The sequence below is a fragment of the Leifsonia shinshuensis genome, from assembly GCF_031456835.1.
GTDB lineage: Bacteria > Actinomycetota > Actinomycetes > Actinomycetales > Microbacteriaceae > Leifsonia > Leifsonia shinshuensis_C.
On record NZ_JAVDVK010000001.1, the window covers coordinates 1,951,278 to 1,970,585 of the forward strand.

A 19,308-nucleotide genomic window follows, 5' to 3' on the forward strand; every position below is an offset into this window, starting at 1 on the left:
TATACGACCAGTCGTCTATAACTGCATATGGTCAATAGTAGACCGACCGTCTAGTAAGGATTGGAACCATGGGAACACAGAAGGTCGCCGTCATCACCGGCGCATCGCAGGGAATCGGCGCCGGACTCGTCGAGGGCTACCTCGGCCTCGGGTACGCGGTCGTCGCGAACTCGCGCAACATCGAGCCGCGCGACGAGGAGAACCTCGTCACCGTCGCCGGAGACATCTCCGACCCGGAGGTCGCGGACCGGATCATCGCCACCGCGCTCGACCGCTTCGGGCGGGTGGACGCACTGGTCAACAACGCGGGCATCTTCATCGCGAAGCCGTTCACCGACTACACGCCGGAGGATTTCGGGACGGCCGTCGCCATCAACCTCGGCGGCTTCTTCCACATCACGCAGAAGGCCGTCGCCGACATGCTGACCCGTAACGCGGGCCACGTCGTCAACGTGACCACCACGCTGGTCGAGAACGCCAACTCGAACGTGCCCTCGGTGCTCGCATCGCTCACCAAGGGCGGCCTCTCCGCGGCGGTCGCGTCGCTCGCGATCGAGTACGCGTCGCGCGGCATCCGGGTGAACGCCGTCTCCCCCGGAATCATCCGCACCCCGATGCACGCGGAGGAGACGTACGGGTTCTTCGACGCGCTCCACCCGATGCAGCACATGGGCAGCATCGACGACGTCGTGCGCGGCGTGCTCTACCTCGAGCAGGCTCCGTTCGTGACCGGCGAGATCCTGCACGTCGACGGCGGACAGAGCGCGGGGAACTGATCATGACCGACACGAGCCGCATCATCGAGCCCGCGCTGTCCGCGTGGGCGGACGGCATCCGCGCGCACGACGTCGAGAGGGTGGCCGCACAGTTCACCACGGACGCCGTGTTCCAGGGCTTCGACCGCAGCCACAGCGTCGGTCGCGCCGCGGTCGCGGCCTACTACGCGAAGCAGCCGGTCGGGCTGAGCCCCGACTACCGGGTGCGCGAGGTCGTCGAACTCGGGGAGGACGCGTTCCTCACCTTCGTCGACGTGGACTTCGCGCGTCCCGGCGGCGAGGTCATCCCCACTCACCTCACCATCGTGTTCGTGCGCGACGGCGACGAGTGGCTGATCCGGCACTACCACGTGTCGAAGATCGACGCGTAGCGTCGCGGAGCCGAGAAAGGCACCCTCATGGAGTTCTTCGTCGACATGGCGACGACCATCCCCGAGGGGACCACCCCGGAGGCCGTCGCCGAGATGAGGAAGCGGGAGGCGGCCCGGGCCGCCGAGCTGGCGCGGGACGGCTTCCTGCGCCGGCTCTGGCGGCCGCCGCTCGGTCCGGGCGAGTGGCGGAGCTGGGCGATCTTCTCCGCACCGGACGCGGACGAGCTGGAACGCCTCCTCGCGTCGATGCCGCTGCGCGCCTGGCGGCGTGACACGGTGACGGCGCTGACCCCGCATCCGAGCGATCCGGGGCTCGGTCGCCCCGAGTGACCGTGGATGTGCGATAATCGTTCGTGTACTAACTAATGGATGGACGGGGACACGATGGCCGGCCGCTTCTGGCGCTTCTACGAGAAGGCCAACGATGTCGTCCGCACGTTCACCGGTCCCGCCCAGCTCGGAGCCGGACACCCGGAGGAGCCGGATGTCCGGCGGGCCGACGCCGCCTGCCCGCTGTGCGGCAAGCCGCTGGACCAGCACCGGATCGAGCGCTTCGCGGACTCACGCACGTCGACGCGCATCCACTGCCCGTAGCGGCGACGGACGGCCCGGCCGGCCCAGCGGTCAGGCGGCCGCCTGCGTGACCTCCTGGTTGCGGAAGTGCCCGAACAGCATCGCGACGAGTCCGACGACCGCCCAACCGGTGAGCACCAGCCACGGGAAGGCGGTGCTCGCGTCCGGGAAGTACGACAGGTCGCGCAGCAGCGTCACCGACGCACCCGGCACGAACCACTGACCCACGGCGCCCCACGGTCCGACGAGGAACTGGAGCGGCTGAGCGGCCGCGGACAGCGGGTTGCCGACCAGCACGGTCAGCACCGCGCCGACGGCGATGCCGGGCCGGCCGAGCAAGGCGTTCATCCCGACGATGAAGGCGGCGGTCGCGAGCATCGAGAGGCCCACAGCGAGCGAGTTGAGCCAGAAGCCGCCCTGCAGGATGCCGAACCAGCCCTGCAGGATCGCCGTCACGCCGAGCCCGCCGATCACGGCGTAGAGCACCACCGCTGTGAGCCGTCGCCAGCTTCCGACGACCAGCAGCGAGATCAGGATGCCGCCGAGCATCCCGCCGAGCACCAGCGGGAATGCGGCCGCAGCGAGGCCGAGGCCCCGCGCGTCCGTCGACGCGAGCGGCACGATGTCGGTGACGGGGACCGTCACGGTGGGGGCGCGCGTGCCGGCCGGTGCGCGGCCGGCGGCGACGGCGGCGGCCACGGCGGCATCCGCCTGCTTCTGCGCGGCCGCCTGGAGCTTGCCGGCGACCTGCGTGAGGATCTGGGTCACGGCCGCGCCGTTCGCGGACGCCGTGAGCACCTCCGGCTTCTGCCCGATGACGATCGCGCCGTAGACGTCGCGTGTCTTGATGAGGTCGACCGCGTCGCTGCGGTCCGCGACGGCGGTCACGTCGAATGCGCCCTCCGCGGCGGCGTCGAGCTGCTTCTCCACCTGCGCCACGGCGGCCGGCCGGCCGGCGACGGCGATCGGCAGGTCTTTGACCGTCGACGTGACCGTCGGCCAGAGGAAGGCCAGGAGCACGACGACGACGATCGCGGCGGCGCCGACGGCGAGGAGCACCGCGCGCAGCCAGGGGGTGTGCGGAGCGGGCGCTCCGCCGGACGGGACGGCGGGCCGGTCCGATTCGGACACGGCGGGTGTGGCGGTGAGCATGGCGACCTCCCAAAAAAACGAATACTCGTTCTTTATGGTGGTGCGGTTGCACGGTATTGTCAAGAACGATCATTCTTTTTGTCGTCCCGGAGAGGAGCCGAGCGCCATGCCGAAGGTCACCGACGAGCACCGGGCGGCACGCCGCCACCAGATCGTCACCGCTGCGCTCCGCTGCTTCGCCCGTTCCGGCTTCCAGCAGACCTCGATGGCCGACATCATCGCCGAGTCCGGGCTCTCCGCCGGGGCCATCTACGGGCACTACAAGAGCAAGGAGGAACTCATGGAGCTCGCCGTCTCCGAGATCCTCGACGCCCGTTTCCTCGATCTCGCCCAGGCCCGCCGGCGCGACCCGCTGGTCTCCCCCGCCGAGCTCGTGCGCATGCTCGTCGAAGGGCTGACGGCGCAGATCGGCGACCTGCAGCTGCTGCTCCAGGTGTGGGGGCAGGTGCCCATCAACGCCAAGCTGCGGAACCTGGCCGGCACGATCGGCGGCCGCATCCGCGGCATGTTCGCCGGCTACCTGACCGAGTACTACACGCGCGTCGTGGGGCTGCCGCCCGAAGAGGCGGAGCCGGCGGCGGAGGCGGACGCGCCGCTGTATGTCGGGCTGGTGCAGGGTTACGTCGTCCAGAGCGTCCTCTTCGAGGACTTCGATCGCCGGGGCTACCTGGAGGCCGTCGAGCGCGTGGCGGCCGCGGTGCGGACGAACCCGATCACACCGGTCCCCTAGCCAAGCGAGGAAACGCGCCCCTACACTGACGCCATCGTCCGGGTACCCGGCACCGGCGGGCGTTCAGCGGCGACCCGTCAGCGAGCATCCTCCGCTGAAAACACGCGCGAAAAGGGCGACGATGACAGACGAACAATCCACCGGCATGACGGTGGTCCTGGTGCACGGCGCATTCGCCGACGCCGGCAGCTGGGCCGCGGTGACGCAGCTCCTCCAAGCGGAAGGCGTGCACGTGCTCGCCCCGGCCGTGCCCCTGCGGGGGCTCCTCTCCGACGCCGCCTACCTGCGGCACATGCTCACCCAGCTGGACGGGACGTTCCTGCTGGTGGGCCACTCGTATGGCGGGGCGGTGATCACCAATGCGGCGACAGGGGTGGACGCTGTGAAAGGTCTCGTCTTCGTCTCCGGCTTCGCCCCCGAAGAGGGCCAGACGCTCGGCGAGGTGGAGGGCACGTCGCGCGACAGCGCCCTGGCTCCCGCGCTCGTGCAGCGCACCTATCCGACGGGCGACGGCGACGCTACGGCGGTCGAGCTGTACGTGAACGAGGCCGACTTCCCGCGCGTCTTCGCGGGCGACCTGTCTCCTGAGCAGGGCGCGGTCCTCGGCTCCGCACAGCGTCCCGTCGCCGCCGCGGCCTTCGACGAGAAGAACGGCGCACCCGCCTGGAAGAACCTGCCGTCGTGGGCCGTCGTCGCGACCGGGGACAAGGCCGCGGGGTCGGATGTGCTGCTCGGGATGGCGAAGCAGGCCGGGGCCCAGCTCACCACGCTGGAGGGCTCGCACCTGATCATGATCTCCCAGCCGCGCGCCGTGGCCGACGTGATCCTCGGGGCCATCCAATCGGTGAGCCGATGACGGACGACGCGCACGACGCGCTGGCCGGCCGCCTCAAGCGCACCGAGGTGCAGCGGCGGACGTCGTCCATCCCCGGCCGCATCATCGTGCAGGTGCTCACCGAGATCCCGGACGGCGTCGAGTCCGGCTGGCACACGCATCCCGGCGAGGAGGTCGGCTACATCGTCGCCGGCTCCGTCGAGATGCGGATCAGCGGAGCGGACACCCTGCACCTCGAAGCGGGCTCCGGGTTCCTGATCCCGCCCGGGACGCCGCACAACGCCAAGGATGTGGGGCCGGGCACCGGCCGGATGCTGTCCACGTACCTGGTGGATCCGGACGCACCGCTGGCGAGCTTCGTCGACCCGCCGGGATAGCCGACCTCAGCGCCGCTCGACCGCGGCGTCCGCCCGCCGTAGCACGCTCTCGGCGCGACGGGCGCCGCGGCGGACGCTGGTGACCAGCACGAGCGACCGGACGGCGACCGCGAGCACCACCGCGGTGGGCAGCGCGACCACCAGCCACGCGACGAGCTGCCACCCGGCGAAGCCCGCGATCGACAGCCACTCGACGCCGTACCCCGCCGCGGCCGCCACCGGGAACGTGAACGACCAGAATCCCAGAGAGAACGGGAGCACCCGGTAGCGCGTGATCAGCGCGAGCTGCTGCAGGGCCATCAGCACGAGGAGGCCGAGCAGTGCCGTCGAGACCGCGTCCGCGTGCTCACCGTTCATCGTGAACCACGCGGTGCCGGCGACGGCGGGCGGAGCGAGCAGGATGGCGCAGGTCGGCGTGAGCGCCGCCGGCAGCGGCGGGAAGAACGCCAGCCGCGCGAGCAGGACGGTCGAGATCACGACCCAGAAGAAGATTCCGACCGCGAAGGCCGCCATCGCGACTCCCGGCAGCCCGACCTTGAACGAGGTCGTCGCCCCGATCAGGCCCGCGGCGACCGTCGGGAGCAGGTAGCCGCCGTGGAACGCCTCCGGCGGGAGGCTGCCCGTGTGCCAGTACGCCAGGATCCAGCCGGCGAACCCGGCGGCCACCACGAGCGAGACGACCACGACGACGAGGCCCGCGACGGGGACGAAACGGTACAGGTCGGCGCCCAGCAGCATCCCGACGACCGGCACCAGCGCCGCGATCGGGCCCTGCGCGGGGTGCCGCAACTGCGCGGCCAGCGTCTCGGCGCTCCGGGCGCCGCGCCGCAGGTGCGCGACGATGAGCCACAGCCACGCGACGAGGACGACCACCCAGAGCAGCTGTCCGATCAGCTCCGGCACGCCGAGGAGCCGGCCTGCCGTGGTCCAGACCCCCGCCAGACCGGCCAGGCCGAACGCGATGGCCAGGGTGTTGAGCGGGATGCGCTGAGCCGAACGCCGTCGGGCGGGCGTCCCCGCGGTGTCGCCTGCGGTGGTGCTCACGGCAGTCCTTTCGTCGGAGCCTCACGCTAGCGCGGGCCGCGTCCCCCGAAAAGCGCGCACGCGGCGAGGGCCGGTGACAGACTGAGCGCATGACCTCCCCCGTCCTGCTCATCACCGGCACCTCGTCCGGCATCGGTCTGGAGTCGGCCGTCGCCGCCGCCCGTCACGGCTTCCGCGTGGTCGCCACCATGCGCGACCTCGACAAGGCCGAGCCGCTCCGCGCCGCGGCCGGGGAGGCGGGCGTCGACCTCGACCTCCAGCGCTTGGACGTCACGGACGAGCGCTCCGTCGCCGACTGCATCGGCTACATCCGGGAGGCCTACGGGCGGCTGGATGCCCTGCTCAACAACGCGGGCGCCGGCCACGTCGGGACCATCGAGCTGGAGACCATCGACGACGTGCGCTCGGTGATGGAGGTGAACTTCTTCGGCGTCGTCTCCCTCACCCGTGCCGCCCTTCCGCTGCTGCGCGAGAGCCGTGGGCGCGTCGTCACCGTCTCGAGCGTCGGCGGCGTCGTGGGCCAGCCGTTCAACGAGGCGTACTGCGCGGCGAAGTTCGCCGTCGAGGGCTTCATGGAGTCGCTGACGCCCGTCGCCGCCACCGTCGGCGTCCGCGTGACCGTCGTCGAGCCGGGAGCCGTGAGTACCGAGTTCGTCGCGAACGTCGGACTCGACGCGAACCACCCCGCCTACGGCACCCCGTACGAGCCCGCGTTCAGCGCCTACCTCGCCCGCACGGCCGGGGCCTTCGATCCCTCGGTCGCGCAGGCGCCCGAGGGCGTCGCCGGGGTCATCCTCGGCGTGCTCGACGCGGAGCAGCCGCCGGCGCGCATCCAGACCTCCGAGAACGCGGTCCGCTTCGCCGGGATCAAGCTCTCCGACCTCGACGGCTCGCACGTGCAGGCCGTCACTGCGCACTGGATGCAGGGTTGACCGTGTAAATTGAACCGGTTGGGGTCGGCTGGGTGCGTGCCCGTCTCGCACCGATGAACCGTTGGGGATCGATGTCTTATCTGCACGAGGTCGTCTCGTCGCGCGAACTGCTCTACAACCTGACCCTGCGCGAGGTCCGCGGCCAGTACAAGCGCACCTTCATTGGTCAGCTGTGGTCGCTGGTGAACCCGCTCGCGACGATGCTCGTCTACACGATCGTCTTCGCGTTCATCCTGCGGGTCACGCCGGCGCCGGGCGACCCGTCGGGTCTCGACGTCTTCCCGGTGTGGCTGCTCTGCGGCCTGCTGCCGTTCACGTTCTTCGCCGCCGTGGTGCAGGGCGGCATGGGGTCGCTGATCGCCAACGCGGGGCTCATCCAGAAGGTGTACTTCTCGCGGATCGTCCTGCCCCTGTCGACCGTCGGCTCGGTCGGGTTCAACTGGTTGTTCGAGATGGGCGTCCTGGTCGTCGTGCTGATGATCTGCGGCGCCTGGGTGCTGCCCTGGCTGCCGTTCGTGCTGGTGATCATGCTCGTCCTCGCCGTCTTCGCGACCGGGCTCGCGCTGATGCTCTCGGTGGCGAACGTCTACTTCCGCGACACCCAGTACTTCATGGGGATCATCCTGCAGCTGTGGATGTACCTGACGCCGATCATCTACCCCGTCTCGCTCATCGTCGCCCAGTCGAAGGAGGTGGGCGGGCTGTTCGGCACGAGCATCACCATCCTGGACATCTACCGCCTGAACCCCCTGGAGCGCTTCGTCGAGGTGTTCCGCAACCTCCTCTACGACAACCGGTGGCCGCGGGCCGACGACGTCTGGTACTGCGTGATCTCGGCGGCGATCGCCTTCGCCGTCGGGCTCTGGGTGTTCCGCCGCAACGAGAAGGGGCTGGCCGAGGCCGTATGAGCGAGATCGCCGTCTCCGTCGAGCACGTGAGCAAGAAGTTCCGGCTGTACCACGAGCGGAATCAGTCCATCAAGTCGGCCATCATGCGCGGTCGCATCTCGCTGCACGAGGACTTCCAGGCGCTCAAGGACGTCTCGTTCGACGTGCCCGCCGGCTCCACGTTCGGCCTGATCGGGAGCAACGGATCGGGCAAGTCGACCCTGCTCAAGTGCCTTGCCAAGATCTACTACCCCGAGCAGGGCCGCATCACCATGAACGGACGGATGGCCGCGCTGCTGGAGGTGGGCAGCGGCTTCCACCAGGAGCTGTCCGGCCGCGAGAACGTCTTCCTGAACGGGTCGATCCTCGGCATGTCGAGGAAGGAGATCACCCGGAAGTTCGACGAGATCGTCGAGTTCTCCGGCGTCTCCGAGTTCATCGACCAGCCGGTGAAGAACTACTCGACCGGCATGTACGTGCGGCTCGGCTTCGCCATCGCGATCAACGTCGACCCGGACATCCTGGTGGTGGACGAGGTGCTCGCCGTCGGCGACGCCGAGTTCCAGGAGAAGTGCCGGCAGAAGTTCGCCGAGTTCAAGGCAGTCGGCAAGACCGTGATCCTGGTCAGCCACTCGATGGACCAGGTGCAGGACATGTGCGACTCCGTCGCGTGGCTGAACCACGGCGAGCTGCTCGCGGTCGGCGACGCCGAGTCGACCGTCGAGGCGTACCTCGGGCCGCACTCCCTCGAGGGCTGACGCCGGTCAGGCGACCGGCTCGGCTGCCGGCTCGGCCGCCGCCTCGGCTGCGAGCGCGGCCTCCATCACCCGGAGGCGGCCCCACAGCTGGCTGTCGACGCCGTAGTGGCGGCGTGCCACCGAGAGACCGGCCTGGGCGAGCCGTGCGATGCCGCCCGGCGCCTCCATCAGCTCCAGGATGCGGTGCACGATGTCGTCGGCGTCCGGCTGGACGATGAGGATGTTGCGCCCGTCCATGAACATCCGGTTCTGGTCGAGCGCGTCCGTCGCGACGATGCCGGCCCCGCAGAGCGCTGCCTCCACCACCGAGCCGAGGGGGAACCCGTCGAAGGCGTGCGACGCCAGCACGCCGGGCCGGTTCGGCGAGACGATGAGGTCCATCGTGCTGTACGCGCTGCGCAGCTCCGCAGTCTCGAGGACGCCGTGGAAGGTGAGGACGTCCGCGAGATCCGACACGTCGAGGTCGCCCTCCGAGAAGCCGCCGATCACGTGGGCGTCCAGCGGGACTCCGGCGTCGCGCAGACCGCGGACCGTGTCGAGGAAGAGGTCGTACCCCTTGTCCCTGCCGCCCTCGGTGTACTTGTGCGCGGCGAACGCCAGGCGCAGGGCCGGCGTGCCGTCCGGGGATCCGGGCGCGTAGTAGTCGGTGCGGAAGCCCGCCCCGGGGCCGAGGTAGAGCGGGCTGACGACGACGCCCAGGATCTCCGTGACCGGCACCTCCGGAGCCCGCTCCCGCACGTGCTCGGTCACCAGCGGCTGCGTCGTGATGACGTGCCGCAGCAGCGGGGAGCCGAGCACCCGATCCAGCTTGCGCTCCGCTTCCGGGTCGCCGAGGTACAGCCCGCCGCCCGGGTAGAGCGTGACGACGAACGGCGTCCCCGTCTCCTCCAGGTCGTCGAGGTAGTAGGCGGCGTTGTTGAGGAACGTCATCCAGGCGAGGGAGGCGCCCGCGAGCTCCTCCTTCGAGTAGTGCCCGATCCGGTCCACGAACTCCGGATACCGCGCCGCGTAGGGCGGGAGCTGGTGCAGCAGCGGCTGGGTCGTCAGCACGCGCGAAACGGCGTTCCGCCGCATCAGCCAGTTGAACTCCGCGACGCGGAACCCGGTGGCCAGGTCGGGGAAGATGTCGTCGAGGACGACGACGCCCGTCGGCGACGTCACCGGCCCACCACCTGCCGCAGCTGCCGCACCGCGCGCTGGGGCCACGAGCGCACCGGGACCTCGCGCATCCGCGCCCACACGTGGCGTGCCAGCTCGCCGCTCGGGGTGGTCATGACCGCACCGCGCCACGTCTCGCCGTGCTCCAGCTGCGAGAGCCACTGACGCGTCGCATCGGACATCTCGTGGACCTCGGTGCCCGCCAGCGCGTGGAGGCTCAGCTCGGTGAACCCGTAGCGGGAGCGCATCAGCAACTCGGTGTTCTCGTCGCCCAGCAGCATCCGCAGGCAGCGCAGCCCGTGCACCCGGTTCGGCTCGGACATGGCGCAGGGCAGGTTGCACCAGAGCAGCGCGATCTCGCAGGCCCGCTCGTCCGGGAAGGTGAAGTGCGGGTTCACCATCACGTCGCCGAACGCCTCGATGAGCAGCTGGTCGCTGCAGCCGTCGAAGAAGCGCTCGTCCACCGCGATGTGCTCGTTGAAGCCGCGGATGACGTTCGCCCGGCTGTTCGCGCTCGCGTTCTGCTCCGCCTCGAGCAGCCGGAAGCGCACCAGGTCCTCGTCGCCGAGCACGTGGATGGGCCAGTGCTTGACCAGGGTGATCCAGCGGTCGAAGTCCGGCAGCTGGCGCATCCGGTTGTCGTAGAGCCCGTGCTCGATGTAGAACTGCCGCCGGATGAGCACGCTGGGGTGGCAGAGCGCGTTCCCGTTCTCGAAGAAGTAGCGCAGCCACTGCGCCTGCGACCGGTTGCGCTGCCGGAAGACGTTGTGCCAGTGCGGGATGCGCTCGGGCGCCAGCAGCTCGCCGTCCTCGCCGACGAAGCGGGCGCTCGTGAACACGGCACCTACGTCGGGGTTGGCCTCGAAGGCGTCCAGCTGCCGCTGCAGCTTGTGCAGCTCCCACGCGTCGTCGGAGTTGATCACGGCGACGAACTCGGCGCGGGCCTGCTGGATCGCGAAGTTCAGCGCGGACGCGGCGCCCTGGTTGGTGTCGAAGCGGTAGACGCGCATCCGCGGGTCGGCGAAGCGCGCGACGACCTCCATCGAGCCGTCCTTGGACGCGTCGTCGACGACGATCAGCTCCAGGTCGGTGACCGTCTGGTCGAGCACGCTCGAGATGGCCTCCTCGATCCACCGCTCGTGGTTGTAGGAGGTCATCACCACCGAGACGCGCGGCGCCGGGCCGATCATCCGCGGGATGGGCAGCGCCACCTCGGAGGGCAGCGGCCCGGCCGGGCCGTCGAGCACGTCCGCGAGCTGCACGGCACGGGCCTCCAGGTCGTGCAGCAGCCGCGTGAGCTCGACCTGCACCTCCGGCGTCGACAGCTCGATGTAGCGCGGCAGCAGGCGGCGGATGCGCTCGTCGCGCTCCCGCCGCGAGGCCTTCGACCACTCCCCGCCCGAGTGCTGGCGGTAGAGGGTGAGCACCTGGGGGATGAACCCGGCGTCCCCGAAGGCGAGAACGGACAGGTTCACCATCCAGTCGTACGAGGTGATCTCGAACACCTCCGGCGAGAGCCGCTCGAGCGCATCGGCGCGGTACATGCACGCCGAGAAGGTCGCGAACCAGTTGACCTCCGCGAGCCGGCGCGCATTCACCGAGGTGGACATCCGCGAGAAACCGATGGCGGGGGCGATGCTGGCGGCGCCGGTCGACTCGTCGTGCAGCAGCACGCGGCAGGCGACCATCGAGTGCTCCGGGTGCTCGAGCAGGTGGTCGATCTGGAGGCGCAGCTTGTCGACGGAGATCCACTCGTCGTCGCCCTCCAGCACCGCGATGAACTCGCCGCGCGCGGACGAGAAGCCGCGCGCGTAGTTCAGCGTGATGCCGAGACGCGGCGCCTCGTCCAGCACCGTGATGTCGAGGTCGCTGCTCTCCGCCCAGGCGAGCAGCCGCTCCCGCGTGCCGTCGCTGGAGTCGTCGTCGGCGACGACGACCTCGAACGGGTGCGGGCAGTCCTGGGACTCGATCGAGGCGATGGCCCGGTCGATGAACTGCAGGTGGTTGTGGGTGACCAGCAGAACGGTCGCCACGGGAGCCGTCACAGCACTCCGCCTTTCTGATGCCAGCGGACGATGTCCGCGATCCGGTCCGCGTCCTCCAGGCTCAGGCCGCCGTACAGCGGGAGGGCGATGACCTCCTGCGCCGCCTTCCGCGCGACCGGCAGGTGCTTCGCGCTCGGGAGCTCGTTGTACGGCTCGAAGTCGCTGCACAGCGGCGAGAAGTACTTGCGGCTGATCACGTTGAGCGACCGGAGCGTGGTGTGCAGGTCGTCGCGCGTGCTGCCGAACTCCTCGGCGTCGACCCGCAGCACGAAGTACTGGACGATGCCGTCCGCTCCGGAGACGACGCGGATGCCCGGGATTCCTTCGAGCGCCTCCAGGTACCGGTTCGCGACGGCGAGCCGCTGGTCGATCTCCGCGTCGATCAGGTCGAGCATGGAGAGGCCCATCGCGGCGTGCACCTCGGACATCTTGCCGTTGAGGCCCAGGCCCTTGACGTCGTTCTCGTTGACGATGCCGAAGTTGCGGATGAGCCGGAGCCTGCGGTCGACATCCTGGTCCGCCGTGATCAGGGCGCCGCCCTCCACCGAGTGGAACAGCTTGGTGGCGTGGAAGCTGAGCATCGTGATGTCGCCGAGGCGGTGCGGCTCGCCGCCGATCACGGGCGCCGAGCGGCCGAAGATGTGCGCGCCGTCGTAGATGACCCGGAGGTCGTTGCGGCGGGCGATCGCGTCGATCGCGGCGGTGTCGCAGAACCGTCCGTAGACGTGGGTGCCCATCACGGCGCCCACCTCGGAGTCGACCGCCTCTTCGAGCTTCACCGGGTCGAGGGTGAGCGTGTCGTCGATGTCGACGAAGACCGGCTCCAGGCCGAGCAGCGAGATCGCGTGCACCGTCGCGGGGAAGGTGAACGGCGTCACCGCGATCTTGCGGCGCTCCAGCTGGAGCGAGCTGACGGCGGCGATGAGCGCGCTCATGCCGTTGTTCCAGAGCGAGACGCGGCCGGACCCGATCCGCTCCCCCACCGCGAGCTCGAGCATCTCGTGCATCGGGCCCATGTTGGTGAGGATGTTCGAGGCCCAGATGCTCTCGAGCCGGCGGATGTAGTCGGTGAGCGGCGGGAGCGCGGGCCGGCTCACGTAGACGGGACGCTCGAACGGGAGGGGCGTGTTCACGGCTTCCGTCCCTCCTCGAAGGCGCGGTGGCCGGCCAGGACGCCCTCGCGGTCGCGGTCGCGCAGCCTCCGGTTGCCGAGGTAGACGCCCCACGGCTCCAGGTCGCGCGTCACGACGGTGTTGGCGCCGACGGTCGCGCCCTCGCCGATGGTGACGCCCGGGAGGACGACGGCGTTCGCCCCGATGACGCAGAAGCGCCCGACGGTGACGGGTGCGCGCGTGGTGTTGCGGTACGCCTCGTCGAGCGTCGAGTTGCCGAAGCCGGGGCCGGTGAAGTCGTCGGTGCCGGTCAGGATGCGCGCACCCTGGGACAGCGCGACGAAGTCGCCGAGCCGCACCTCCTGGCCTCCCGTGATGGACGAGAAGCACGCCAGGTGCACGTAATTGCCGAGCGTGATCGGCTCCCGGGCCACGACGAGCACGAAGTCGTCGATCAGCACGGGGTCGCCGAAGTGGATGTTCTCGCGCCCGATGATGCGGGCGCTTTCGTAGATAGTCTGCACATTCCCCCCGGGTTCAGCCGTCGGCACTCGTGCTCTCGGCGAACCCGTGGTAGAACGACCAGGTTTCCGGCACGAGTGCAGGTTATAGAGAAACGCGAGCTAAATGAAATCGGCCGGTTTCGAGGGTCGCGGAGCGGCGCTCCGGCCGGTGGTCCACGGCCCCGTTCAGCCCGCGAGTTCGCGAACGAACGTCAGCAGTTGCAGCGTCCGGCCGTCCGGAAGCGCAATCGTGCCCTCGCGCTCGGAGCGGCGGCTGAAGCCCAGCTTGCGGTACAGGGCGTGGGCGCCGAGCATGTCCGGCCCGCTGTTCATGACGACCGCATGCTGGCCGCGAGCGGCCGCCTGCTCCATCGCGAACTCGGTGAGCGCGATCCCGATCCCCCGGCCGCGCGCCTCCGGGTGGGTGGCGAGCAGGCGGAAGTACAGCTCGTCCGGGCCGATCCGGCCGCCGTCGTCGATCCCCTGCCTGAGCAGGGCGATCGTGCCGAGCAGCGCGCCGGTGCGCGCATCCTCGGCCACGAAGAACTCGTACTCGTCGGCCAGCGCCTCCGGGTGCTTGAGCTCCTCGCGATAGTTCGCGGGCAGGTCGTCGTAGTCGTGCGTGTAAGCCGAGTGGGTGAGTTCGCCGATCGCGGGGAACTCGTCGGGGGATGCGGGGCGGATGACGAACGTGGAGGTCACCCGTCCAGTATCGCCCGCGCGGCCGACACGGCCGGCCGCGCGCCTCAGCGGTTGCAGGAGCCCGAGCCCGAGTCGGAGTAGTCGAGCGCCGAAGCGGGCAGTCCGGCACCCTGCAGGGCCGGCGCGTACGAGAACGAGTAGCCGTGCTGTCCGAGCGTCAGCTTAATCGTGCCGTAGCCCTGGTCGTAGCCCGTGACCACGTTCGGGTTGGCGAAGCTTCCGTCCAGGTTCTTCGCCAGCGTGTCCAGCGCCTCGCCGCCGGTCCCGACGATGAACTCGGGGATGCCGTGCTTCGTGTCGACCTGGCCGGCCGGGTTCAGCGGCTGGAACCGCGCGTACGCGTGCTCGTGGCCGTTCAGGATGAGAGTGGCGTGGTTCGCGTAGAGCAGCTTCCACCAGGCGTCCGCGACCTGGCCCTCCTGTCCGCCGGCTCCGGGCGCGGAGGCAGGGACGGTCGGGGTGGATGCGGTGGTCGCCGAGATCGTCGGCTGGTGCCAGTAGGCGATGGTGCACTGCTTCTGGTTGTGCGCGAGATCGTCGGCGAGCCAGCGGGTCTCCTGGGCGAGCAGACCGCCGTCGGTCGTGGAGCAGTCGTTGCCGAACGCCGGCGAGTTGCACTCGACGTTGAGGGAGACGATGTGCCAGTTGCCGAGGTCGTAGGAGTACCAGCCCTGGTTGGTGCTGCTGTCGTCGCCCGCCTGACCCGCCGTGTTCGGCGTGCCGGACTGGTCGTGCCCGTTGAAGTAGGCGAAGTAGCCGTCGCCGTTCTGGCCGGCCTCGTTGTCGCCCTTCTTCGTGTAGGCGTAGTACTCGTGGTTGCCGGGCGCCGGACGCTCCAGGAACTTGAGCCCTCCCCACGCCTGCTCGAACGATCCCTCGAAGTCGCTCAGCTTGCCGACCTCGTACTGCTCGTCACCGAGCAGCGCCACCGCATCCGGCTTCATCGCGTCCGTCTGCTTGGCGGTCGCGAACTCGGCGTCGTAGCCGCCGAGACTCGGGCTGCCGCACTTGAGGGCGGCCGGGGTGGCCGCGTTGTCGTCGTCGTCCGGCTCGCAGGCGATGTCGCCGACGGCCGCGAGGGTGTAGGTCTTCGCATCCTCACCGTGGCTCTGACCGGCGTACGGCCAGTCCCCCTGGAGGACGGGGACGGCGACCGCCGCGGCGGTGCCGAACAGGGTCGCGGCGATGACCCCGGCCGCGATGAGGGACGTCTTGCGGGTGCGGGTGCGCATGGGATCCTCCTGGAGTGGCGGTCGTCGACGGCCGCGTGCCACAGCAGGTTCCGGGCGCCCGGAGACGCACGGATGAACCGCAGGCGTCATCCGGGTGAATGACGCCTGCGGAGGCTCTCAGGATGCGCGCCCGCTCACGCGGTCCCGGCGAGCGCCTTCGTCTTCAGGGTGTCGAACTCGGCGGCGGTGATCGCGCCGCTGTCCAGCAGCCGTTTGGCGGACTCGATCTCGGAGGCCGGCGAGCTGCTGCCCGCCACGTTCCGGATGTAGTTCGCCGACTCGACCTGCGCCTCCATCGCCCCGGCCGCGCTGCGCTGGGCCATGCGCCCGCCGCGCGCGATCAGGTAGACGAACGCGCCCAGGAACGGCACGATCACGATGAACAGCACCCACAGTGCCTTCGCCCAGCCGTTCAGCTCGGGATCCCGGAAGATGTCGATGATCACCCGGATGAAGATCGAGATGCACACGACCACCAGGTAGAACCAGAAGGACCAGACGAGGAAATCCCAGAAAGTCATGACGGCTCCGATCGCTCCACGGAACGGTTGTTCGCCCCGCGTGGCCTGACGGTACGACGGCCGGGTCGGATGCGGCTAGGCAGCAGTCAGTTGCCCTCGGGGGCGTCGCCGTTCATCCCCGCCTGATGCTGGCGGGCATCTGCTGGGCCACGCTACCGTGGGCGCCGGAGGGAGGGGATCGAATGTCATTCCAGGCGTACCTGGACACCATCGAGAAGAAGACCGGGCTCACGCCCCGGCAGCTCGTGGACATCGCCCACGAGAAAGGCCTCGACGCCCCGGGCGTCAAGGCCGGCGACATCCTCGCGTGGCTGAAGGACGACTACGACCTCGGTCGCGGTCACGGCATGGCGCTGGTGCACGTCATCCAGAAGGGCCCGACGATCAGCACCAAGCACGTGGGCACGGACGGCGTCCACCGCGACGAGTCGGAGACGCTGTGGCTCGACGGGATCGCGACGAAACCGTCCTGAGTGCACTGGAGGAAGGACGTGGGCGGCAGGCTCCCCCCGGATACCTGCCACCCGGGCGCCGCGGGTCCCCCGTTCGGCGCACAGGGTGAGCCTAGCGGCGGCCGGAACCGACCGGAATGTAGCGAAAGTCACATTGCCGGGGTCGGCGCGGAAGCGTCGCGGCAGCCATGATGGGAGGCGTGGTCCCCAGCGCGCACTCCCCCGAACCGTCGAACGGCCGGCCGGACGCGGAGTCGGCGATCGCGGACGAACTCGTGCGGCGGCTCCGGGCGCAGGGCAATGCCCTGGCCGCGGATCCGGTGCTCGTCGAGCAGCTGCGGGCGCAGGTCGGGGTGATCCTGCAGCGCACCCGCGACCGTCTGAGCGGGACCGCCGTGGATGCGGCACGTCCGGCGGGTGGCGAGCGCGTGGGGCGCGCGCGTGCCGGGCAGAACATCCACCCCGTCGACAGCCTGACCGCGGCCACGCTGCTGTTCGACATCGCCCTCACCGAGCTCCAGCACGACGGCGACGCGGTGGAAGTCGCTCGCGCGCTGAACGCATCCATCATGGACGAGGTGGTCCCTGCGGCACTGGGCTACGTGGATGTGCTCCTCGAGCGGATCGCGGTCGCGGACGCCGAGGAGCACCTCGGCATCTGGCGCAGGCTGCACGTGCCGTCGCCGGAGACCGCCGGCGGGGCCCTCACGGCCGGGACGGAGTCCACCGGGATCCTCACGGATCGCGAGCTGCAGGTCATCACGATGATCGCGCAGGCCTACACCAACCGGGAGATCAGCGCCCGCCTCCACATCGCCGAGGGCACCGTCAAGCGGCACACCACCAACATCTACGCCAAGCTCGGCGCCACCTCACGCATCGACGCCGTCCGGACGGCCGTGCGGCTCGGCCTCCTCCGGGGATGACGGCTTGCGCGCCTCGATCAGGTGGCGCGACGAGTAGGTGACGAACTTCCCCTCCCGCCGGATGACCGCATCCAGGTCGCGCAGCCGGTCCCGATACGCGTCGACCGTGAATCCCGGCACCCACCAGATCACCTTGCGCAGCAGGTAGACCACGGCGGCGATGTCGTAGATCTCGATCCGGGTGCGTGCCGTGCGGAGGTCGACCACGTCGAGACCGGCCCGCCGGGCGGCGTCGGCCTCGTCGTCGTGGTGGCGTCCGCGGCGCGCCTCCGGCAGCGGCCCCATGAAGAACTCGATCAGCTCGAACGCGCTGGCCGGGCCGACATGCTGCGCGAAGTAGGTGCCACCCGGCGCCAGCACACGGGCCAGCTCGTCCCACCAGATCGTCGCGGGATGCCGGCTGGTGACGAGGTCGAACGCCCCGTCCGCGAACGGCAGCGGCGGCTCGTCCGGGTCGTGCACCACGACCACGCCGCGCGGGTGCAGCAGACGGGTCGCCTTGACGACGTTGGGCGGCCACGACTCGGTGACCACCGCCGTGGGCGGGAAGACCTCCGCACGGCCGACGACCTCGCCCCCACCGGTCTGCACGTCGAGCCAGGACCGGGCGTGACGCAGGCGTCCGGCCAGCTGCCCCGCGTATCCCCAGGCTGGTCGCTCCTCGGTGGCCCGCCCGTCGAGCCAGGAGAAGTCCCAGCCCGTGACGTCGGCCTGCTCGCCGATCGCGACGAGCTCCTCGAACGTGGCGTCTTCCATACCTGCATCCTGCCAGGGAGGCCGCCGGCCGCGTCAGGCTTCCGCAGCGTCCTCTCCCTCGGACCGCAGCGACGCGATCATCCGGCGCAGGAGGGTGGATGCCGCCGCCTGCTCCGCGTCGCTCAGTCCGCTGAGCATCCGCACCTCCACCTCCCGCACCGCGGCCGTCGCCTTCGCAAGCGCGCGCCGGCCGCGCGGGGTGAGCCGCGTCGGCAGCGCCTTGCCGACCGGCGCCTCGGTGGCGCGCATCACGGAGCCGTCGCGCTCCAGGGCCTGGAGCAGCACGTTCATCGACTGCCGGGTCACGAAGGCCCCCCGCGCGAGTTCCGAATTCGACAGGCCGGGACGCTGGGCCAGCAGCTCGAGGCAGGAGTAATGCGTGATCGTCATGCCGAGCGGGCGCAACGCCGCCTCCATCGCCGTCCGCAGCTCGCTGGACGCGACCTTGAGGAGGTATCCGAGGGAGGTCTCGAGGTCGATGCCGGCGCGGTCTTGACTCATGTCAGTATTCTGACATAGGTTGAGCCGTGTCAGATAACTGACACACATCGAAGGAGCATTCCATGCCTGCCACCGGCCCCGATTTCCTCTCCCTTCAGACCCGCGACCTCGAGAGGTCCCAGGCGTTCTACGAGCGCCATCTCGGCCTCGTCCGTTCGCCGGCGGGTCCGCCGCACGCCGTCGTCTTCGATACGACCCCGATCGCGTTCGCGCTGCGCGACCTCGTACCCGGGACCGACCTCGACGCTGTCGCCCAGCCCGGCCTCGGCGCCGCGATCTGGCTCCACGCCACCGACGTCCAGGCGATCCACGACGCGCTCGCGGCGGACGGGCACACGATCGTCGCGGCTCCCATCGACGGCCCCTTCGGCAGGACCTTCACGTTCGCCGATCCCGACGGCTACCACGTCACACTGCACGACCGCGCGTGAGTTCACGCCCCGCGCGGTGCGATTCGCCCGCCGGACTCAGCGCGCCGCGTTCAGCACGCGGTAGTCCAGGTGCGTGGCGAGCGGCGTGATCGTCGCGCCGGTGCGCTCGAGCGCGATCGCCGACGGGAGGGCGCCGAAGAGGCGGGTGCCGCCGCCGATGAGGAGCGGCATCACGTGGAGGTGCAGCTCGTCGACCAGCCCGAGCGGCAGCGCCTGCTGCATGACGGTCGCACCGAACAGGTGCACGTCCTTGTCACCGGCCTCCTGCTGCGCAAGGTCGATCGCGGCGGCCACGCCGTCCGCGACGGACGTGAAGACGGGAGGGTACGACCGCGTCGGCGGCTCATGCGTGACCACGAAGCACGGGATGTCGCCCAGCGGACCGCCGTCGCCCCATCCGCCGTCGCCCTCGTTCTTCTCGAACGACCGCCGGCCCATGACCACCGCCCCGGCCTTCTCGATGGCGGACTGCAGCACCGCCCGGTCGTCGTCGTCCGCCTCCGGACGCAGCTAGGCGTGCAGATCCTCCGCGCC

General features: G+C 70.1%; 25 protein-coding genes. 13 read left to right on the forward strand and 12 right to left on the reverse strand.

What is annotated here, in order from left to right; translation table 11 throughout:
* Nucleotides 1–68: 68 nt before the first annotated feature.
* Genes J2W45_RS09525 through J2W45_RS09540 form a run of 4 tightly spaced genes read left to right on the forward strand, consistent with a single transcriptional unit; the run spans nt 69 to nt 1,741 of the window.
* Complete coding sequence (locus J2W45_RS09525) at nt 69–776, forward strand: SDR family NAD(P)-dependent oxidoreductase (protein WP_310131146.1); 708 nt, start codon at nt 69–71, stop codon at nt 774–776.
* Nucleotides 777–778: 2 nt separating this feature from the next.
* Nucleotides 779–1,147 carry a YybH family protein gene (locus J2W45_RS09530; protein WP_310131148.1) on the forward strand — a complete coding sequence of 123 codons (369 nt, stop codon included), beginning with the start codon at nt 779–781 and terminating at the stop codon, nt 1,145–1,147.
* Between the two features lie 27 nt (nt 1,148–1,174).
* Nucleotides 1,175–1,477 carry a muconolactone Delta-isomerase family protein gene (locus tag J2W45_RS09535; RefSeq protein ID WP_310131150.1) on the forward strand — a complete coding sequence of 101 codons (303 nt, stop codon included), beginning with the start codon at nt 1,175–1,177 and terminating at the stop codon, nt 1,475–1,477.
* Nucleotides 1,478–1,516: 39 nt separating this feature from the next.
* A complete protein-coding gene (locus J2W45_RS09540; protein ID WP_310131152.1) occupies nt 1,517–1,741 on the forward strand; it encodes a hypothetical protein in 225 nt (74 codons plus the stop codon).
* A 30-nt stretch (nt 1,742–1,771) separates the two neighbouring features.
* Here J2W45_RS09540 and J2W45_RS09545 read toward each other — a convergent pair whose 3' ends face one another.
* Nucleotides 1,772–2,872, reverse strand: coding sequence for an ABC transporter permease (locus J2W45_RS09545; RefSeq protein WP_310131153.1), 1,101 nt, complete (start codon nt 2,870–2,872; stop codon nt 1,772–1,774).
* Nucleotides 2,873–2,978: 106 nt separating this feature from the next.
* On the opposite strand from J2W45_RS09545, the gene J2W45_RS09550 reads away from it, so the two are divergent.
* From J2W45_RS09550 to J2W45_RS09560, 3 genes are all read left to right on the forward strand, one after another.
* Nucleotides 2,979–3,602: a TetR/AcrR family transcriptional regulator gene (locus J2W45_RS09550; protein WP_310131155.1), complete on the forward strand. Its 624-nt coding sequence runs from the start codon at nt 2,979–2,981 to the stop codon at nt 3,600–3,602.
* 121 nt (nt 3,603–3,723) lie between these two features.
* On the forward strand, nt 3,724–4,458 hold the full coding sequence (locus tag J2W45_RS09555; RefSeq protein ID WP_310131156.1) for an alpha/beta hydrolase: 735 nt from the start codon (nt 3,724–3,726) through the stop codon (nt 4,456–4,458).
* Nucleotides 4,455–4,814, forward strand: a complete 360-nt coding sequence (locus J2W45_RS09560) for a cupin domain-containing protein (protein WP_310131158.1) — start codon at nt 4,455–4,457, stop codon at nt 4,812–4,814. The genes J2W45_RS09555 and J2W45_RS09560 overlap by 4 nt, the downstream gene beginning before the upstream one ends.
* Before the next feature lie 6 nt (nt 4,815–4,820).
* Here the strand turns inward: J2W45_RS09560 and J2W45_RS09565 are convergent, their stop codons facing one another.
* Nucleotides 4,821–5,858, reverse strand: a complete 1,038-nt coding sequence (locus J2W45_RS09565; RefSeq protein WP_310131160.1) for an SLAC1 family transporter — start codon at nt 5,856–5,858, stop codon at nt 4,821–4,823.
* An 89-nt stretch (nt 5,859–5,947) separates the two neighbouring features.
* Between J2W45_RS09565 and J2W45_RS09570 the strand changes: the two genes are divergently transcribed.
* From J2W45_RS09570 to J2W45_RS09580, 3 genes are all read left to right on the forward strand, one after another.
* Nucleotides 5,948–6,790 carry an SDR family NAD(P)-dependent oxidoreductase gene (locus J2W45_RS09570; protein ID WP_310131162.1) on the forward strand — a complete coding sequence of 281 codons (843 nt, stop codon included), beginning with the start codon at nt 5,948–5,950 and terminating at the stop codon, nt 6,788–6,790.
* Between the two features lie 71 nt (nt 6,791–6,861).
* Nucleotides 6,862–7,698, forward strand: a complete 837-nt coding sequence (locus J2W45_RS09575; protein WP_310131163.1) for an ABC transporter permease — start codon at nt 6,862–6,864, stop codon at nt 7,696–7,698.
* Nucleotides 7,695–8,435 (forward strand): ABC transporter ATP-binding protein, encoded by a 741-nt coding sequence (locus tag J2W45_RS09580; protein WP_310131165.1) that lies wholly within the window; start codon nt 7,695–7,697, stop codon nt 8,433–8,435. Before J2W45_RS09575 ends, J2W45_RS09580 begins: the two co-directional genes overlap by 4 nt.
* Before the next feature lie 6 nt (nt 8,436–8,441).
* Here J2W45_RS09580 and J2W45_RS09585 read toward each other — a convergent pair whose 3' ends face one another.
* The 7 genes from J2W45_RS09585 to J2W45_RS09615 form a co-directional block, all read right to left on the reverse strand.
* Nucleotides 8,442–9,596: a glycosyltransferase gene (locus J2W45_RS09585; protein ID WP_310131167.1), complete on the reverse strand. Its 1,155-nt coding sequence runs from the start codon at nt 9,594–9,596 to the stop codon at nt 8,442–8,444.
* A complete protein-coding gene (locus J2W45_RS09590) occupies nt 9,593–11,638 on the reverse strand; it encodes a glycosyltransferase family 2 protein (protein WP_310131169.1) in 2,046 nt (681 codons plus the stop codon). Before J2W45_RS09590 ends, J2W45_RS09585 begins: the two co-directional genes overlap by 4 nt.
* Nucleotides 11,635–12,771, reverse strand: coding sequence for a DegT/DnrJ/EryC1/StrS family aminotransferase (locus J2W45_RS09595; protein WP_310131171.1), 1,137 nt, complete (start codon nt 12,769–12,771; stop codon nt 11,635–11,637). The genes J2W45_RS09590 and J2W45_RS09595 overlap by 4 nt, the downstream gene beginning before the upstream one ends.
* On the reverse strand, nt 12,768–13,274 hold the full coding sequence (locus tag J2W45_RS09600) for an acyltransferase (RefSeq protein ID WP_310131174.1): 507 nt from the start codon (nt 13,272–13,274) through the stop codon (nt 12,768–12,770). Before J2W45_RS09600 ends, J2W45_RS09595 begins: the two co-directional genes overlap by 4 nt.
* Nucleotides 13,275–13,439: 165 nt before the next feature.
* Nucleotides 13,440–13,955, reverse strand: a complete 516-nt coding sequence (locus tag J2W45_RS09605; RefSeq protein WP_310131177.1) for a GNAT family N-acetyltransferase — start codon at nt 13,953–13,955, stop codon at nt 13,440–13,442.
* 44 nt (nt 13,956–13,999) lie between these two features.
* Nucleotides 14,000–15,187 carry a metallophosphoesterase family protein gene (locus tag J2W45_RS09610; protein ID WP_310131180.1) on the reverse strand — a complete coding sequence of 396 codons (1,188 nt, stop codon included), beginning with the start codon at nt 15,185–15,187 and terminating at the stop codon, nt 14,000–14,002.
* A gap of 134 nt (nt 15,188–15,321) precedes the next feature.
* Entirely contained in the window at nt 15,322–15,708 is a 387-nt protein-coding gene (locus J2W45_RS09615) for a PLDc N-terminal domain-containing protein (protein WP_310131183.1), read from the reverse strand.
* A 182-nt stretch (nt 15,709–15,890) separates the two neighbouring features.
* Between J2W45_RS09615 and J2W45_RS09620 the strand changes: the two genes are divergently transcribed.
* Nucleotides 15,891–16,181: a DUF4287 domain-containing protein gene (locus J2W45_RS09620; protein WP_310131185.1), complete on the forward strand. Its 291-nt coding sequence runs from the start codon at nt 15,891–15,893 to the stop codon at nt 16,179–16,181.
* 179 nt (nt 16,182–16,360) lie between these two features.
* The gene (locus J2W45_RS09625; protein ID WP_310131187.1) at nt 16,361–17,086 is read left to right on the forward strand and encodes a helix-turn-helix transcriptional regulator; all 726 of its coding nucleotides are present in this window, start codon (nt 16,361–16,363) and stop codon (nt 17,084–17,086) included.
* Here J2W45_RS09625 and J2W45_RS09630 read toward each other — a convergent pair.
* Together J2W45_RS09630 and J2W45_RS09635 are read right to left on the reverse strand one after the other, a co-directional pair.
* Nucleotides 17,033–17,842, reverse strand: a complete 810-nt coding sequence (locus J2W45_RS09630; protein WP_310131190.1) for a methyltransferase domain-containing protein — start codon at nt 17,840–17,842, stop codon at nt 17,033–17,035. The two genes, J2W45_RS09625 and J2W45_RS09630, sit on opposite strands and share 54 nt — an antisense overlap.
* A 33-nt stretch (nt 17,843–17,875) precedes the next feature.
* Nucleotides 17,876–18,343 (reverse strand): MarR family winged helix-turn-helix transcriptional regulator, encoded by a 468-nt coding sequence (locus J2W45_RS09635; protein WP_310131193.1) that lies wholly within the window; start codon nt 18,341–18,343, stop codon nt 17,876–17,878.
* A 62-nt stretch (nt 18,344–18,405) separates the two neighbouring features.
* Here J2W45_RS09635 and J2W45_RS09640 point away from each other — a divergent pair, with 62 nt between their 5' ends.
* Entirely contained in the window at nt 18,406–18,774 is a 369-nt protein-coding gene (locus J2W45_RS09640) for a VOC family protein (RefSeq protein ID WP_310131195.1), read from the forward strand.
* A 36-nt stretch (nt 18,775–18,810) separates the two neighbouring features.
* Here J2W45_RS09640 and J2W45_RS09645 read toward each other — a convergent pair whose 3' ends face one another.
* On the reverse strand, nt 18,811–19,251 hold the full coding sequence (locus tag J2W45_RS09645; RefSeq protein WP_310131197.1) for a dihydrofolate reductase family protein: 441 nt from the start codon (nt 19,249–19,251) through the stop codon (nt 18,811–18,813).
* Nucleotides 19,252–19,308: the final 57 nt, after the last annotated feature.